Origin of the sequence: Salinicoccus cyprini, from assembly GCF_007713705.1 — a bacterium.
GTDB lineage: Bacteria > Bacillota > Bacilli > Staphylococcales > Salinicoccaceae > Salinicoccus > Salinicoccus cyprini.
In genome coordinates this window covers 60851-77306 of the sequence record NZ_VMSJ01000006.1, presented here as the reverse complement: position 1 = coordinate 77306, position 16456 = coordinate 60851, and the positions used below count along the sequence as shown (strand labels likewise).

The following is a 16456-nucleotide window of genomic DNA, read 5'->3' as shown; positions in this document are numbered from 1 at the left end:
TCCTATACTGGAATGGAACCAAATACCTTCGTCCCTCCGCCGGGCACACTGTCCACACTGACAGTGCCACCGACACTGCTGGCCCGTTCAGACATTCCAAAAAGACCGAGACCCGTCCCGATCGGTGTGTCTCCGGTATGGAAACCGAGCCCTGAATCTTCTATTACGAACTTGATATGATGGTTTTCTCCATCCTTTGTTTCTTCGAGTGCGACATCGATGGAATCCACTTCGGCATATTTTGCTGCATTGAATATGGCTTCCTGGATGATTCTATACAGTACCGTCTCCACTTCCGGATTGAAGCGTTTCTGATCGACATCAAAAATGAAGTCCACGCTGATGCCATACTGCCTTTCAATCCACTTGAAGTGGGTTTTGAGTGCCGCTTCTATCCCAAGATCGTCAAGGCTTGCCGGCCTGAGCTCCACCGAAATGTTTCTGACATAGTCCAGGAGCTGACTCAGGGATTCCTCGGATTTGACCATCTTGTCATTGAGCATCTCGCGGTCATCGACATATTTGAGCAGCCTCATCTCAAGCAGCACATTCAGAAGTTCCTGTGTCACACCATCATGCAGATCTCTCGAGATGCGTTTCCGTTCGTCCTCCTGAGCCTGGATGATGCGCTGCGTCAGCCTTTTCTGATGCTCGATCTCCTGTGTCTTCAACTGCTCCGCCAACGAGTTCAGAGTGAATACACTGATTTCATTTTCCGGATCGATGCGCTGGAAATTGGCGATGAAAGGTACCACTTCGCCTTCCCGTGTGCGCATATAAACCTGGAAGGAGACGATCTCCTCCTGATGCAGGTAGCAGTTGGTGCATGCCACGCGCCCACCTTCCATGTACATGCCCTGGCAATGATTGCATATGTGCTGGAACTGACTTCTGTCATAGTCCGTATCATCCAGCGTATTTGCAGCATGTGCATTCATATGGACAATTTCTCCACTTCTATTGACGAAGAGGATCATCTCTTTGGAATGATGAAACATCGCCTCAAGCAGAGAAGTCAGGTTGGATTCATTCATTGACCATCAGCTCTTTCAATATTTGTTGTCTGAGTGTCTTTTCAACATGCTGCTTGACCATTTCATATTCCGCCTCTGTATACATCCGGCTGTCCCTGTTGCCCATCAGCAGAATGCCCATGACTTCTTCATCATCATTCCATAACGGCATGGCGATGAAGCTCTGCAGCTGTTCCGTCTTCAGTATGGGATAGCGGAAAAGGTCGCGTTCCATATCCGTTCCGGTGATGTCGGTGATGATCATCGATTTGCCGGTCTTCATCACCGTTCCCGGCACGCCTTTGCCCCTTTGCAGTGCAATCCGTTTCCACTGGTCACCAAGGCTTCCGATGCTGTACTTCCATCGGATCATGTAGTTGGTCTGTCTTACTCTGATATCAGTCAGCGCCACAAGATCGAAATCAAATGTCTTTTGAATATCCGATAATGTCACTTCAATGCTAATCTCGTTCATAATACGCCTCCATTTCCAGGAGATCCCCTCTGCTACTTATGTTTACGGTAGACGATATAGCTTCTACCTACATAGTTGAACGGCAGGCTCCATGCGTGCACAAGACGTGTTGCAGGCCATAAGGCAAAGATCAGAAATCCGGCTAATACATGTATTTTAAAGCTCAATGGCACATCTGTCATCAGATTTGCGTCCGGCGAGAAGACGAACAGACTTCTCAGCCATACGGAAATGGACGTCCGATAGTCGAAATCCGTCACCACTGCATTCGTGACGAGTGTCGCATAGACACCCATGAACGTAATGAAGAGCAGCAGGAAATTGACAATGATGTCGGAAGCCGAACTCAACCGGCGGACCGCCTGCTTGGTGATGCGCCTGAAAGTCAGCATGATCATGCCGGCGAGCATGACGATACCGAAAAATCCACCGATGTATACCGCTCCGATATGGTAGAGATGTTCCGTTACGCCGATGGCTTCCAGCCAGCGTGCCGGTATGAGCAGGCCGACAATATGACCGAAGAATACAGGAATGACCGAAAAGTGGAAAAGAATGCTGCCGATCATCAGCTGCTTCTTTTCGATGAACTCACTGGACTTGGCTGTCCAGCCGAACTGGTCGATACGGTAGCGCCAAATGTGGCCGACGATAAAAACTGCGACGCATAGATATGGGAAGATGACCCATAGGAACTGATCAATCATTTTCCACGCCTTCTTTCTCAGACACTTCCACACATGCCTTGAATGTCTCCCTGAGCCCCTTGATCAGGTTGAAATACGGACTTTTATTCTTCTCAAGTGCCTGGATGATATGATAGGTGCCATCTTCCAGTACCATGATGAGCAGCGTCATGCTCTCCTTTGCCCGGTCATCCCCACGCCAGTCGGCAGCATAGAGGAATTCGAGCATCAGCGGCAGATAGTCGCTCAGTTCATTGTCAGGCATCTGGAGTCCGAACATTTCATACAGCACCTTGAGCTTGGCAAGCATCTGCCCCCGCTCCTTCTGATCCTCGAACTTGAAGTAGGTCATGTAAAGGTTGGTATGCTTGTCGAAGTCGAATGTCTGCGTATACACCTGCTGGATCTCATCCAGACTGATTTCATGCATGTCCTCCCAGTACTGATTGATGAACGGCTTTGCAGGATGGTCTTCATGGAACACCCCTTCGAACTCCCTCGGGTGGAAATCAAGCTTCTCCGGATAGGTGAGCTGATTGGCAAAAAAGCCGAATGACTGCTTGTAGTCGTATAGTTTATCAAGGTTAATCACGCCAGATTCCTCCATAGAAATTCTCTTCATAGACCGCCTTGCCGGACTTCGCCATTGAAGCCTGTGACAATGACGGCCCACATCCATCGCAGTCGGAACCACCGAAGCCGAAACCGCTGCTGCCCTGCGCACGGTATGGATCCGTATACTGCTCTCTGTGGGACGTCGGAATGACGAAGCGGTCTTCATACTTGGCAATCGCGAGCAGGCGGTACATTCTTTTCGTTTCATTGGCCGACATGCCGACGCGGTCGAGCCTTGTTTCATCGAAATCCTTGCCGCTTGAGATGGCACGCATGTACTGGCGCATCATCGCCATTTTCTGCAGTGCCCCTTTGACAGGTGTGACGTCCCCGGCAGTCAGCATATTCGCAAGGTACTGAAGCGGGATGCGCATTTCCTCTATTGCCGGGAAGATGGCATCCGGATTCTTGATGGAATCACGGCCTTCAAAGTAGTTCATGATCGGACTGAGTGGCGGGCAGTACCATACCATCGGCATCGTACGATATTCCGGGTGCAGCGGGAAGGCAAGCTTGTACTTCACGGCAAGGTCATATACCGGTGAACTTTGTGCCGCTTCGATCCAGTCGGCTGAGATGCCGTCGCGCTCCGCCTGTTCGATTACTTCCGGGTCGCTTGGATCCAGGAACAGATCAAGCTGTGCTTCATACAGATCCTTTTCATTTTCGGTAGAAGCGGCTTCGAGTACGCGGTCTGCGTCATAGAGCAGTACACCGAGGTAGCGCATTCTGCCTGTGCAGGTTTCGGAGCATACTGTCGGCAGACCCGCTTCCACACGCGGGAAGCAGAATGTGCATTTTTCAGCCTTGTTCGTCTTCCAGTTGAAGTACACCTTCTTATAAGGACAGCCGGTCATGCAGTAGCGCCAGCCGCGGCACGCCTCCTGGTCGACCAGCACGATGCCATCCTCGTCGCGCTTGTACATCGCACCTGATGGACAGCTTGCGACACAGCTCGGATTCAGACAGTGTTCACATAGTCTTGGCAGATACATCATGAATGTCTGCTCGAAGTTGAATTTGATCTCTTCCTCGATCTTTTCGATATTCGGATCCTTCGGTCCTGTAATATGGCCGCCTGCAAGATCATCCTCCCAGTTCGGTCCCCATTCAAGGTCCATCTTCTTACCGGAGACGACGGAATGCGCCTTTGCCACAGGACTGTGCTCACTCTCCGGTTTCGTAATCAGATCATGATAGCTGTATGTCCATGGTTCATAGTATTCCTTCATTTCAGGCATATCCGGGTTATAGAAGATCTTGCCGAGCGCAATCTTGGAAAGCTTCGTACCGCTCTTCAATTCCAGACGACCGTTTTTAAGCTTCCAGCCACCCTTGTAGTGCTCCTGGTCTTCCCATCTTTTCGGATACCCGATGCCCGGCTTCGTCTCCACATTGTTGAACCACATATACTCGGCACCCGGTCTGTTCGTCCATGTACTTTTGCATGTCACACTGCATGTATGGCAACCGATGCACTTGTCGAGATTCATTACCATTGCGATCTGTGCTTTAATCTTCAAGCCAATCGACCTCCTTCATTTTTCTTACTGCAACATATACATCCCGCTGGTTGCCGATCGGGCCATAGTAGTTGAAGCCATAGCTCAGCTGTCCATAGCCGCCCACCATCTGTGTCGGTTTAAGATGTATCCTTGTCGGTGCATTGTGGCTGCCGCCGCGCGTATCGGTGATCTCCGACCCCGGCATTTCGATGTGCTTGTCCTGTGCGTGATACATGAACATCGTCCCTTTCGGCATCCTGTGGGATACGACCGCCCGTGCATTGACGACACCGTTGCGGTTATAGACTTCAAGCCAGTCATTATCATTGATATCATGTGCTTCTGCATCAAGTTTCGACAGCCATACCGTCGGTCCGCCCCTGAAGAGCGTCAGCATATGCAGATTATCCTGGTATGTGGAATGGATATTCCATTTGCCATGCGGTGTCAGATATCTCAGCACCAGACTGTCCACGCCACCTTTTATCTGCCTGTCCCGCGAACCGAACACCATCGGCGGCAACGTCGGCTTGTACACCGGCAGTGCCTCGCCATACTGCAGGAACATGTCGTGATCGATATAGAAGGACTGGCGGCCTGTAATGGTCCTGAACGGTACCTGCTTCTCGATGTTTATCGTAAATGGACTATATCTCTTACCCGGCTTGTTGTAGCCCTGGAACACGGCAGTCGGAAGCACTTCCCGAGGCTGTGCCGTAATGTTCTTGAATGTGATCTTCTCGTGCGCCCGATCTGCTGGGATGTCCTGCACCGGCATGCCCGTCTGATTCTCCAGATTCTCGTAGGATTTCCTCGATACTTCACCGTTTGAACATGAGGCGACATGCAGAATGACATCCGCCACATTTCTCGCCGTATCCATGACCGGCAGGCCATCCTTTATCGTGCCGTCGGTATAGACACCGAGCATCGATTTCAGTTCCTCATACTGCTTCGATACATTGAACGCAACCCCGTGGGCGCCGATATTATTTTTGAACAGCGGACCTGCAGTGATGAACTTGTCATAGACTTCCGTATAGTCCCGTTCGACCACTTTCATTCCCGGCATCGTACGTCCCGGAACAGCCTCGACCTCGCCTTTCGACCAGTCCTTCACGTGACCGAGCGGCTGTGAAATCTCCTGCTTTGTATCATGCGCCAGGGGCGACGTCACAAGGTCCTTGTGCTTGCCGGACAGATGCGTCTTCGCCATGTCGCTGAACCGCTTCGCCAGATCCTTGAATATGTTCCAGTCGGATTTCGATTCCCAGAGCGGGTTGACCGCTGGATTGAACGGATGGATGAATGGGTGCATATCGGTACTGGAAATATCATGCTTCTCGTACCATGTCGCTGCCGGCAGGATGATGTCGGCGTAGATCGGCGTTGCCGTCATCCTGAAATCGAGTGCAACCATCAGATCAAGCTTGCCTTCGACATCCTCGCGCCATGTAATCTCCTCGGGCACAAATTCGTCATTCGGCGTTGCCAAAAGACCGTTTTTTGAGCCAAGCAGGTGCTTCATGAAGTACTCCTGCCCTTTGGCGGAAGAGGAGATCAGATTGGAGCGCCAGATAAACAGCGTTTTCGGATGATTCTCCTTGGCACCCGGATCTTCGATTGCAAACTTCGTTTCTTTATTTTTCAACTGATCGACTGCCAGATTGATGATCGCTTCATCGGAGTCATCCCCCTTCTCTGCAGCTTCCCGGGCAAAGTCGAGACTGCTCTTATCGAACTGCGGATAGCTCGGCAGCCATCCGAGGCGGGCGGCAAGCACATTGTAGTCGGCCGGATGCTTATAATTGATTTTTTCAGCTGTCGGCGACTGCAGCGCATCTGCACCCGATTCCTCATATTTCCACTGCTCGGTTGCAAAATAGAACCAGCTCGTTGCGTTCTGCTGGCGTGGGGGCGCCTGCCAGTCCTTGGCAAATGCCACCTGGCCCCAGCCTTCGTATGGACGGACCTTCTCCTGACCGACATAGTGCGCCCAGCCGCCACCGTTCTTGCCCTGGCAGCCGCACAGCATGACGAGGTTGAGGATGGCACGATAGATGGTATCGGAGTTGAACCAGTGGTTGATGCCGGCACCCATGATGATCATGGACCGTCCGTCGGTTTCGACGGCATTCTGTGCAAATTCCCGTGCAATCTGTACGACCAGCGACTGTTTGACGCCTGTAATCGTCTCCTGCCAGGCAGGTGTGTAGATGCACGAAGCATCATCGTAGCCTTTTGCTTCATTTTCAGTACCGAAGCGGTTGACGCCATACTGGCTGAGCATGAGATCATGAATGGTTGCGACATACCTTTCAGTACCGTCAGCCAATGTGACTCTGCGTGCAGCAATCGGACGTCTGAACACGCTGTTGCCGGCATTGTCGAAGTACGGGAAGGCAATCTCTACAACTTCGGATTTTCCGTCCTCGACAGTCAGAGCCGGATCGATCGCGGCACCATCCTCGCGTTCAAGCTTCAAGTTCCACTTCTTGCCTTCTTCCCAGCGCTGACCCATGGTGCCGTTCGGCGCCAGCATCTCATCCGTATTCGCATCCAGGATGACCGGCTTCCATTCGGCATGCTCCGATGCCACCCCAAGGTCGCTTTCCCTCAAGAACCTGCCGGCTTTCAAAGTATCCTCGAATGTATCCAGCATGATGAGGAAAGGCATGTCTGTGAAACGTTTTGCGTAGTCGATGAACATCGGTTCCTGCCTCTGATGATAGAATTCATCCAGGATGACGTGGGTCATGCCCTGTGCCAGTGCGGCATCCGTACCTGGATTCGGTGCCAGCCAGTTGTCCGCAAACTTGACGTTTTCTGCATAGTCCGGTGCGACGGAGACGATCTTCGTCCCCTTGTACCTCACTTCCGTCATGAAGTGGGCATCAGGTGTCCGGGTCAATGGAACATTGGAACCCCACATCATCAGATAGTTCGAGTTGTACCAGTCCGCCGATTCCGGGACATCCGTCTGCTCGCCCCAGATCTGCGGGGAGGCATTCGGCAGATCGGCATACCAGTCGTAGAAGCTGAGCATCTCGCCACCAAGCAGTGAGATGAACCTCGAACCGGCGGCATAGCTGATCATGCTCATCGCCGGAATCGGCGTGAACCCTGCGATGCGGTCAGGACCATATTTTTTAATTGTATAGATGAGCTGGGCTGCAATCAGCTGGGTGGCGTCCTTCCAAGTCACACGGACATGGCCGCCCATGCCACGGGCCTGCTTGTATGTTTTCGCCTTCTCTTCATCCTCAATGATGCTCGCCCATGCCTGGATCGGGTCCCCTGTCTCTTCCAGTGCCTGCCGCCATAGGCGCCATAGTTTTCCTCTCATATATGGAAACTTGATGCGCATCGGACTGTACTCATACCATGAAAATGAAGCCCCGCGCGGACATCCCCTCGGTTCATACTCAGGCATATCAGGACCGCATGACGGATAGTCCGTCTGCTGGTTCTCCCATGTGATGATGCCGTTTTTGACAAATACCTTCCATGAACAGGAGCCGGTGCAGTTTACACCATGGGTGGTTCTGACGACCTTGTCGTGACTCCAGCGCTGACGGTACATCTTCTCCCATTCCCTGCTCTTCTCTTCCATTATTGACCAGTTGCCATTGAACTTTTCCGTCGGTTTGAAAAACTTCAGGCCGAACAATCTCTCCATCTGTGCCACTCCCATCAGAATAACTACTGTATCTTTAAGATATCTTCATTATCTGCCTGGAGGGGATGGAAAGATATTAGGGAAATTCCTACTTTTTTCACATGGCTCGAAAAGAATGTGACAAGTATGTAAAGTTTTTAAATTTTCCATGTGTGTATGGTAAAATGTAACGGCTGACATAAACATAATTGACTGAATGATAAATGAAAGGGAGTTATTATTTTGTATAAAATCCTCGTTGTTGATGATGAACCATCTATTGTTACACTTATGAAATTCAACCTTGAAAGTGCAGGTTATGAAGTGATGACAGCGGAGGATGGACGACAGGGTCTGGATCTTGCCCTGACCGAAAAGCCCGACCTGATTGTCCTGGATCTGATGCTGCCCGGTATGGACGGCATGGATGTGTGCAAAATGCTGAGACAGGAGAAGATGGATACACCCATCCTGATGCTGACGGCCAAAGACGAAGAGTTCGATAAGATTCTCGGCCTGGAACTCGGCGCGGATGATTATATGACAAAACCTTTCAGTCCGCGCGAAGTCGTTGCACGCGTCAAGGCGATACTGAGAAGAACACAGACGGTGAAACCGGATGAGGAGGCGGATGATTCCACCATCCTGCGTCTTGGTGATCTTGAAATACGTACAGACACGTATGATGTCTATGCCCGTGGCAAGCAGCTTGTGCTGACGCCGAAGGAGTATGAACTGCTGCTCTACCTGGCCAATCACAAGAATAAAGTACTCAGCCGCGATCAGCTTCTGAACGGTGTATGGGATTTCCATTACGATGGAGATACACGGATTGTCGATGTACATATCAGCCATCTTCGCGAGAAGATCGAAGCGGATACGAAACGGCCAACCTATATCAGGACCATAAGGGGATTCGGCTACAAGCTCGAGGTGCCTGCTGAATGAAACGCCTATGGGCGAGGATTGCACTCTCCTTCTTCATCCTGATCCTCATACTTGTCGTCATCCTATGGTTTTTCCTGACCGCTATCATGAAAGATGCCTATACAGATATGACACGAGACCATCTGGTGGAAAATGCCCAGATGGTCTCACAGCTGATTGAGACTGCAGACACACATAATGACCCGGAAGCTCTGCAGGGTATGATCCGGCATTTCAACCAGCCGATTGAAATGCGCTTTACCGTCGTAGACGAAGAAGGGGTAGTGCTTGCCGATTCGGAAAATGATCCTGCAACGATGAACAATCACATCAACAGGCCGGAAATCCAGGATGTCATCCGTAACGGTACCGCATTGGGTGAATCCGTACGCTTCAGTACAACACAGCAGTTCAATATGATGTATGTAGCGCTGCCGCTTGTTGAACAGGGAGAAACAGTCGGTGCCATCAGGACATCACTCTCTCTACAGGTCGTGGATGAAGCCCTGTCCAGACTATGGGCCAGCCTATCCATCCTGCTCGGTCTGATGTTCCTCGTGTCCGGCATTGCAAGTGCAATGCTTTCAAGGAGCATCACGCGTCCGATCGACAATATCATGGACACCACATACCGTTTGAGGGAGAAGGACTACAGCAGCCGTGTAAATGTCTCTGCCAAAGGGGAGTTCGGTGATCTTGCCCTGTCCATCAATGCACTGGCTGCAAGTCTGCAGAAGCAGATGAAGGAGATCGAGGAGAATGAGCACCAGCTGACCAGCATCATCTCCAACATGGTCAGTGGTGTCATGCTGGTCAACGAAGAAGGCAGGGTCGTCCTGCTGAATTCGGCGATGGAGCGCTTCCTTTCCCAGCATAAGGATAATATCATCGGACAATCCTATGAAAAGGTGGGAGAACGCTTTGCTCTCACGCCTCATATCCAGGCTGTTCTGGAAAACAGCCAGAAGGTGCACGAGGAAGTTCATTCGTACTTCCCGCAGGAACGCATCATGGACGCCCATCTGGCGCCATACTACGGACAGGGTTGGCAGCAGAAAGGTGCCATTGTCGTGCTGCATGATATTACAAATATCAGAAGGCTTGAAAAGATGCGCAGCGACTTCGTGGCCAATGTATCGCATGAACTGAAGACCCCTGTCACTTCCGTCAGCGGATTCTCCGAAACACTGCTCAGTGGTGAAGTGACGGACGAAGCGACGACAAGGCAATTCCTGCAGATCATATATGATGAAAGCCAAAGACTCGATAGGCTGATCAGTGATCTGCTGCACCTCTCCAAGATCGAAAAGCAGGAGATGCCGCTCGACCTTGAAATCATGGACATGACCGCTCTTGTCCATGAGGTTGCCAAAACACTGCACAACTCCGTCGAAAAGAGGAAGACACGGCTCACCCTGCCTGAAGCGTCAAAGGAGATATATCTTCAAGGGGATCAGGACCGTATCAGGCAGATCATCCTCAACCTGGTCGGCAATGCCATCAACTATACTGCCGAAGGAGGCAGAGTCGATATTTCACTGAAGGAGAATATCAATACCGTCCGTCTCATCGTCAAGGATAACGGCATCGGCATCCCTGAAGAGAGTCTGCCCAGAATTTTTGAACGGTTCTACCGCGTGGACAAGGCACGTGCACGCCATTCCGGTGGTACGGGTCTTGGACTGGCCATAGTGAAGCACCTGATAGAATCCCATCACGGGGAAATAGAAATAGAAAGCCGTGAAGGTGAAGGGACAACAATTACCGTCATCCTTCCGAAAAACCAGGAAGCGGACTAGACTGCACACCAATTTCATAAAGCCGAACAGGCCTGCCTCCATATGGAGGCAGGCCTGTTCGGCTGATCGGATCAATCGTAGTGCTTTTCCCTCATTCTTTTGAACAGTATATTGTTTTCAAGATGGACATGATCCAAAGTATCCTTCTCGAGCTTTTCAAGTCTTCGATAGACGAGACGGATCGTACCGGAATCCTCTTCTGACGGCGTATAGTCATTTGTGAAGTCACGGAGACGCCAGAAAGTCTCTGCTGCATTGCGGTGCTCGTCTTCAAGTTCGGTCACATGCGGTTTGAGCGCCTCTTTTTTATTTTCGGAAGGGTCTTCGAGGAATGAAGACAGCATCGGGAATACATTTTCGTCTTCATCACGGGTATGATCGAGCAACGCAGTCTTCAGGTTGAGGAATACATCCTCAATTACTTCGAGATCTCCGTTCTCTTTGACCATCTTCTCTGCGTAGGACTCCAGAATCGGCAGTTCATCCTTCAGGTCTTCGTGGTATTTTCTCTGGATATAGCTGATTATGCTTTGTTCATCCATATATTTGATATCGATGCCGTCCTGGTTTTCAGTGCCCAGCCTGTTGATTTCATACAGCAGGTTCTCCAGTGGCAGATGATGATTTTCAGCGACTTCATCCAGTGTCCTATTTCCATCGTTGGCAAAATCAACCCTCTGTTTCCTGAAAATATCCCCTGATTTCGGAATTTCTGTTACGATATTACCAAGCGTCATCTGTCCAGTAATTGTTTTCACCCTGCATTCCTCCTCATTATTACTTCAATCATACCTTTATCACCAGGTTTCTAAACGATTTTGTTTACAGTTTAATGAAACAGCGGCGAGGGTATATTATAATCATCCTATACGAACACGCTGGAGGTTAAGTAATGAATGATAAAGTGAAAAAGGCCGTAACGCTGCTGCCTGTAGTACTCGTTCCCCTTTTTAACGAAAGAAACCGCATCAAGAAGCATCCTGACGTACAGAAGGTCAGTGCGACATCGAGCACTATATACCATTCTGCCAAAGACAAGAGCGTGAGCGCCGCCCAGTCGGTCAAAAGTGCAAGTACGACCACATATAGGACAGGAAGGACGGCAATTACGAAAGTCGGTGATGCTGTCGCCGACAGACGTGTCCACCATACTTACAAGAAGGAACAGAAGCAGTACCAGAAAAACCTTCAGCAGGAAGAAGCCCTGCTCAAAAAGTTTGAAAAGGAAAAGGAAAAGCATAGAAAAGAGCGCCTTAAAGAACAATCTTCAATTCCGGTACCTAAAATTCTGCAGGCGGACTCCGATCAGATGGATGATAATGACGACAAGTCGAAAGCCATGACCATCGATGATGCATACAGGGGGCCTGAGAACGAAACACCGGAGGCAAAGGCCGAAATGAAAACCAATCCGGACAACTATGGCGTTGCCGCCGAATACAGTGAGGATCAGGAAAACAACCGTTCAAGCCTGACGGATGACGACGAAAAAAGACTCGATATCGATGCCGGAATGACGGATGGTACCGAAGACAATAACGAACAGGAGAGATTTGACCACATGGATCAGAACATCAACTACTGGATTGACAGGAAAGTAAAAGGTCACGAATCGGACGGATATGAAAATGGAGATCTGTTCACGAAGCATAAGAACAAGCTCGATCCGAAGCACGCAGTATCTGTAAAGAAGGAAACAGCCCAGGACGATTCGCTTTTCAACAGGCATCGTGGCCTACAGGAGACGAGAGTGTCTGCCAGAGGCCGCAAGACAGGAGAACCCGGCGCAGTGACGAAGTCCAGAAGACAGAAGAAGCTGGAGAAGAAAATCGAAAAGCATAAAAAGAAGCAGTATAACTGATAAGTGGATCATACCCATCTTTAACAAAGAGAGGTGTCATGATAATGAAGATCAGAAACATTACCATCTTCTGTGGTGCTCGGACGGGAGATGACCCCATCTATGAAGAACAGGCCTATGCGCTTGGTGCAATGCTGGCAGAAAAGGGCATCGGTGTCGTATTTGGTGGTGGTGCCATCGGACTGATGGGCGCTGTGGCTGATGGTGCACTTTTAAAAGGAGGCACTGTAACCGGCGTCATCCCGAAGTTCCTGGTTGAACGGGAAATGGCACATCCGGATGTTCAGCATATGGAAATCGTCGAAACCATGCACGAAAGAAAAGCGAAGATGGAAGAACTCGGTGATGCCATCCTTACGCTGCCCGGGGGTGCCGGCACCTTGGAGGAATTCTTTGAAATTTTTACTTGGGGACAGATTGGACTGCAGAAGAAACCGATTGGGCTGCTTGACGTCAATCATTTCTTCGATACGCTGACCCACCTTTTCGAGAAGCTGATTGCTGAAGGCTTCCTCGAAGAAAAATATATGGGTCTGCTTTTCATCAGTGACGATGCTACTGAAATCCTTAAAAGTTTCGAGACATTCGAACCTGTCGAAGCAAGGACATATGATACATCAAAGCGGCGTCCCTAGGGACGCCGCTTTGATATTTCAAGCTTATATACGACATGTTTCTTCAGTGAGTGACCATCTATGATGCGGGGATGATCAAATGATTCCACCCGGGACATGCCTATTTTCTCCATCACATGGATGGAGGGAAAGTTCTTTTCGGCCGCGAGGCCATATATTTCTTTAATATCCGTATGGCGTTCTGCGAACTTGAGTACACCTATCGCCGCCTCTGTGGCAAATCCCTGGTTCCAATGCTTCTTCATCAGTCTCCAGCCGATTTCGATGCAGGGCAGGAAGTCCAACCTGAAGGGACCATCCTCCTCCAGTACTTGTATGCCTGTGAAACCGATGAACTCACCTGTATCTCTTCTCTCTACAGCAAACAGCCCAAACCCTCTGTCCTCAATGTCCTTTTGGGCATCGATGACATATTGCCTGGATGCTTCTGCCGGCAGAAGATCCGGGAAGTAGCGTCGTACGTCAGGATCCTGGTTCATTCTGATAAAATGAGTGATGTCGCTCTGCTGCCAATCACGCAAAATTAAACGCTTGGTTTTGATGTATTTCATGCTCATTTCCAACCACTCTTTCAATTATTGATGCTCTCTGCCTAAAAAGAATTGAAAGAGATAGAAGTGCAGACATTCTACTATTCTTCCACTTTATCACTTTCATTATCCATCGGTGCATCCATTCTCTTATAGGTAATGAGCTGCACTTTCACTTCTTTATCATCGAAATCATAGTCTTCGAGATGATCTTTCTTTTCGGTAGTGAACACTACATCCACAAAGTCATGGGATTCCTTGAAATCATATCTCACATTGAACGTTTCAAACTCCTGGTCAAGGTTCGGCTTTTTGGCTACGAAGCGAGAAGTGTCGCCTTCAAAGTCCTGTACTGCCATCCCGGTGATTTCTTCTATTTCATAACCCAGTGATTCAAGTGTCATTTCCCTGCCTTCAATGATGTTGAACTTATCTTCATGCATGAAAATCTCCTCGCTCTCAAAATGTTTACTTCATGTATTCCCTTTTGAAAAGCATTTAATCCTACCAGGCTACTCTTGTTGATTTTCAGCTTCTTTCTCATCGTCCTGCTCCGATGCACCGGACTCTTCTTCTCTCAGCGATTCAAGTTCCGCCTCTTTGGCACCGATATTCTCTTCGAGCTGGCTATTTTCCTCTTTGATATTCTGAATTCTATTCTCCAGAGACTTATTCTCCTGATTGACTGTTTCAAGATCTTTCGCCGCCTGGCTTTCATCCTCTCCGCATCCTGCGAGAAGCACTACTAGTGCGATGGCAGTTAGACGTTTCATTCGATCACCCTTTTTTCATTCTGTTGTCGATTATATCATTTTAAACCGATCATGAGAATTCAAATAGCGGGATAGGAACGTGGATTCAATGCCGTTCCCAGGAAGAATAAAGAACCGGGAAACATTTGAAATGTTTCCCGGTTCATGAATATCATTTTTTCAGAGGTGGCTATTCACTGATTGTCACGTCTCTGAGGTCATAAATATTGTAGCGGTTGATGCCGATGTTTTCCACGTTATTACTGTAGGCATTGAGATTCTCCGAGTGTCTGACGAAGATGGCAGGTGCATCGTCTACAAGAATCTGCTGGGCCTGCTGATAGATTTCCTCTCTTGCTTCAGGATCGGATTCCCGTTTCCCTTCATCCAGCAATGCATCGAGCTCTTCATTCTGATAGAATGAGCGGTTACCCTCTGCACCGACCATGGATGAATGGAACAATGGTGAAATACCATTGTCAGGGTCACCAGTAGAGTTGGACCAGCCGAGAATGAACATATCGTGTTCTCCATTTCCGGTCATTTCGAGGTATGCACCCCACTCCACCTGTTCGATGTTGACGTTGATGTTAAGTTCAGCCAAAGATTCCTGGAGCCATACAGCCATATCCACACGTTCCGGGTTATCGTCATTGACCATCAGGTTGACATCAAATCCATCCTCATATCCTGCTTCGGCAAGCAGTTCACGTGCCCTGTCCATGTTGTACTCGGGACCTTGCAGATCATCACTGTGTCCAAGTATGCCTGGCGCAAGCGGACCGACTGCAGGTGTACCGGAATCATTATACACACCCGCCAGTACAGCATTCTTGTCGAATGCATGAGTGATTGCAAGACGGACCTGCGGGTCGTTCAGCGGCTCTTTTTCCGTATTGAAGCCGATATAGTCGATGGATACGGAATCCGTACGCTCCAGAGTTACATCCTCATTGTTTTCCATACGTTCGATATTGCTGGACTCGACTTGTGCAATGAAGTCGGAAGAGCCCGTTTCAAGCTCTGCAATTCTGGAGCCTGTTTCGGAAACTACTTTGAATGTTGCAGAATCGATTGTCGGTGCACCATCCCAGTAGTCTTCATAAGCGACAAGTTCAGTGCTCTCTCCAGGATTTCTGTTTTCGAACTGCATGTAGTTTGAACCAATCGGGTTCTGCTCTACGACAGTACCGATAAATTCACTGATCGATCCGGACACTTCCTCATATTCTGCGCCACCTTCTGCGCGCAGTTCGTAGTATTCTTCGGCAGTCATATCAAGTCCTGCTTCATCGATCGCATTCTGATAATCTTCATCGATCAGATCGCCACTCATCATCTTGCCAGCACCATGTGTCAGGTGGTTGATGATGGGTGCAAATGGAAACTCGGTGACGATTTCCACCTGATAGTCGTCCACAACATTCACTTCTTCAATCATTTCCAGAACAAATGCACGTTCAGAAGCTGCAGCAGTATCAAGCAGACGATCAAGGTTCTTCTTGACGACATCTGCATTGAACTCACTGCCATCATGGAAAGTGACATCCTCCCTCAGAGTGAACAGCCATGTCGTATCATCAGTCTGTTCCCACTCAGTTGCAAGCAATGGAACGACTTCAAGATTCTCATCCTGGGTTACAAGCCCTTCATACATCGTATCCCTCACCTGTTCGGATGGCACGTCATTACTGCCATGCGGGTCCATGGACACGGCATCACTCGGGAAGGACAGGACCATATCCCCGCCTCCACTGGATGCTTCCTCACCACCAGTGTCTCCACCAGGTTCAACATTGCTATCATCGGTACAGGCCGCAAGCACAAGCACAATAATGCTGAGCAGCAGCAACTTCAAGTAATTCTTCATTCATTATTCCCCCTGTAGTCATCTTCTCCCATCATCCAGTTTATATGTATATTTGGGATAAATATATCTTATAACAGTAAGACTTTTCTTTCAATAAGGAATATTCAGAAATGTTTTGGTAAAAAACATA

The 16456-nt window shown here is 49.3% G+C and carries 15 protein-coding genes; 4 read left to right on the top strand and 11 right to left on the bottom strand.

Annotated elements, in window-relative coordinates:
• Nucleotides 1-2 precede the first annotated feature (2 nt).
• Genes FO441_RS11970 through FO441_RS11945 form a run of 6 tightly spaced genes read right to left on the bottom strand, consistent with a single transcriptional unit; the run spans nt 3 to nt 7973 of the window.
• On the bottom strand, nt 3-1034 hold the full coding sequence (locus FO441_RS11970; protein WP_145290549.1) for a sensor histidine kinase: 1032 nt from the start codon (nt 1032-1034) through the stop codon (nt 3-5).
• Nucleotides 1027-1488, bottom strand: a complete 462-nt coding sequence (locus tag FO441_RS11965; protein ID WP_145290546.1) for a GAF domain-containing protein — start codon at nt 1486-1488, stop codon at nt 1027-1029. The genes FO441_RS11970 and FO441_RS11965 overlap by 8 nt, the downstream gene beginning before the upstream one ends.
• Before the next feature lie 32 nt (nt 1489-1520).
• Nucleotides 1521-2195, bottom strand: coding sequence for a respiratory nitrate reductase subunit gamma (narI, locus tag FO441_RS11960; RefSeq protein ID WP_145290543.1), 675 nt, complete (start codon nt 2193-2195; stop codon nt 1521-1523).
• Complete coding sequence (gene narJ, locus FO441_RS11955) at nt 2188-2766, bottom strand: nitrate reductase molybdenum cofactor assembly chaperone (RefSeq protein WP_145290540.1); 579 nt, start codon at nt 2764-2766, stop codon at nt 2188-2190. Before narJ ends, narI begins: the two co-directional genes overlap by 8 nt.
• Entirely contained in the window at nt 2759-4312 is a 1554-nt protein-coding gene (gene narH, locus FO441_RS11950; protein ID WP_145290538.1) for a nitrate reductase subunit beta, read from the bottom strand. The genes narJ and narH overlap by 8 nt, the downstream gene beginning before the upstream one ends.
• Complete coding sequence (locus tag FO441_RS11945) at nt 4302-7973, bottom strand: nitrate reductase subunit alpha (RefSeq protein WP_145290535.1); 3672 nt, start codon at nt 7971-7973, stop codon at nt 4302-4304. Before FO441_RS11945 ends, narH begins: the two co-directional genes overlap by 11 nt.
• A 222-nt stretch (nt 7974-8195) precedes the next feature.
• On the opposite strand from FO441_RS11945, the gene FO441_RS11940 reads away from it, so the two are divergent.
• Together FO441_RS11940 and pnpS are read left to right on the top strand one after the other, a co-directional pair.
• Nucleotides 8196-8900 (top strand): response regulator transcription factor, encoded by a 705-nt coding sequence (locus FO441_RS11940; protein ID WP_255695387.1) that lies wholly within the window; start codon nt 8196-8198, stop codon nt 8898-8900.
• Nucleotides 8897-10678, top strand: coding sequence for a two-component system histidine kinase PnpS (pnpS, locus tag FO441_RS11935; protein ID WP_145290530.1), 1782 nt, complete (start codon nt 8897-8899; stop codon nt 10676-10678). Before FO441_RS11940 ends, pnpS begins: the two co-directional genes overlap by 4 nt.
• A 71-nt stretch (nt 10679-10749) precedes the next feature.
• Here the strand turns inward: pnpS and FO441_RS11930 are convergent, their stop codons facing one another.
• Nucleotides 10750-11436 (bottom strand): DUF542 domain-containing protein, encoded by a 687-nt coding sequence (locus FO441_RS11930; RefSeq protein ID WP_145290527.1) that lies wholly within the window; start codon nt 11434-11436, stop codon nt 10750-10752.
• A 134-nt stretch (nt 11437-11570) separates the two neighbouring features.
• On the opposite strand from FO441_RS11930, the gene FO441_RS11925 reads away from it, so the two are divergent.
• Both FO441_RS11925 and FO441_RS11920 read left to right on the top strand, forming a co-directional pair.
• Complete coding sequence (locus tag FO441_RS11925) at nt 11571-12539, top strand: hypothetical protein (protein WP_145290524.1); 969 nt, start codon at nt 11571-11573, stop codon at nt 12537-12539.
• A 44-nt stretch (nt 12540-12583) separates the two neighbouring features.
• Nucleotides 12584-13174: an LOG family protein gene (locus FO441_RS11920; protein ID WP_145290521.1), complete on the top strand. Its 591-nt coding sequence runs from the start codon at nt 12584-12586 to the stop codon at nt 13172-13174.
• Here the strand turns inward: FO441_RS11920 and FO441_RS11915 are convergent.
• The 4 genes from FO441_RS11915 to FO441_RS11900 all read right to left on the bottom strand — a co-directional run bounded on the left by FO441_RS11915 (nt 13171) and on the right by FO441_RS11900 (nt 16326).
• On the bottom strand, nt 13171-13731 hold the full coding sequence (locus FO441_RS11915; protein ID WP_246095145.1) for a GNAT family N-acetyltransferase: 561 nt from the start codon (nt 13729-13731) through the stop codon (nt 13171-13173). The genes FO441_RS11920 and FO441_RS11915 overlap by 4 nt on opposite strands.
• A 74-nt stretch (nt 13732-13805) precedes the next feature.
• Nucleotides 13806-14147: a hypothetical protein gene (locus tag FO441_RS11910; RefSeq protein WP_145290515.1), complete on the bottom strand. Its 342-nt coding sequence runs from the start codon at nt 14145-14147 to the stop codon at nt 13806-13808.
• Nucleotides 14148-14216: 69 nt separating this feature from the next.
• Complete coding sequence (locus FO441_RS11905; RefSeq protein ID WP_145290513.1) at nt 14217-14477, bottom strand: hypothetical protein; 261 nt, start codon at nt 14475-14477, stop codon at nt 14217-14219.
• A gap of 169 nt (nt 14478-14646) precedes the next feature.
• A complete protein-coding gene (locus FO441_RS11900; RefSeq protein WP_145290510.1) occupies nt 14647-16326 on the bottom strand; it encodes a glutathione ABC transporter substrate-binding protein in 1680 nt (559 codons plus the stop codon).
• Nucleotides 16327-16456 lie beyond the last annotated feature (130 nt).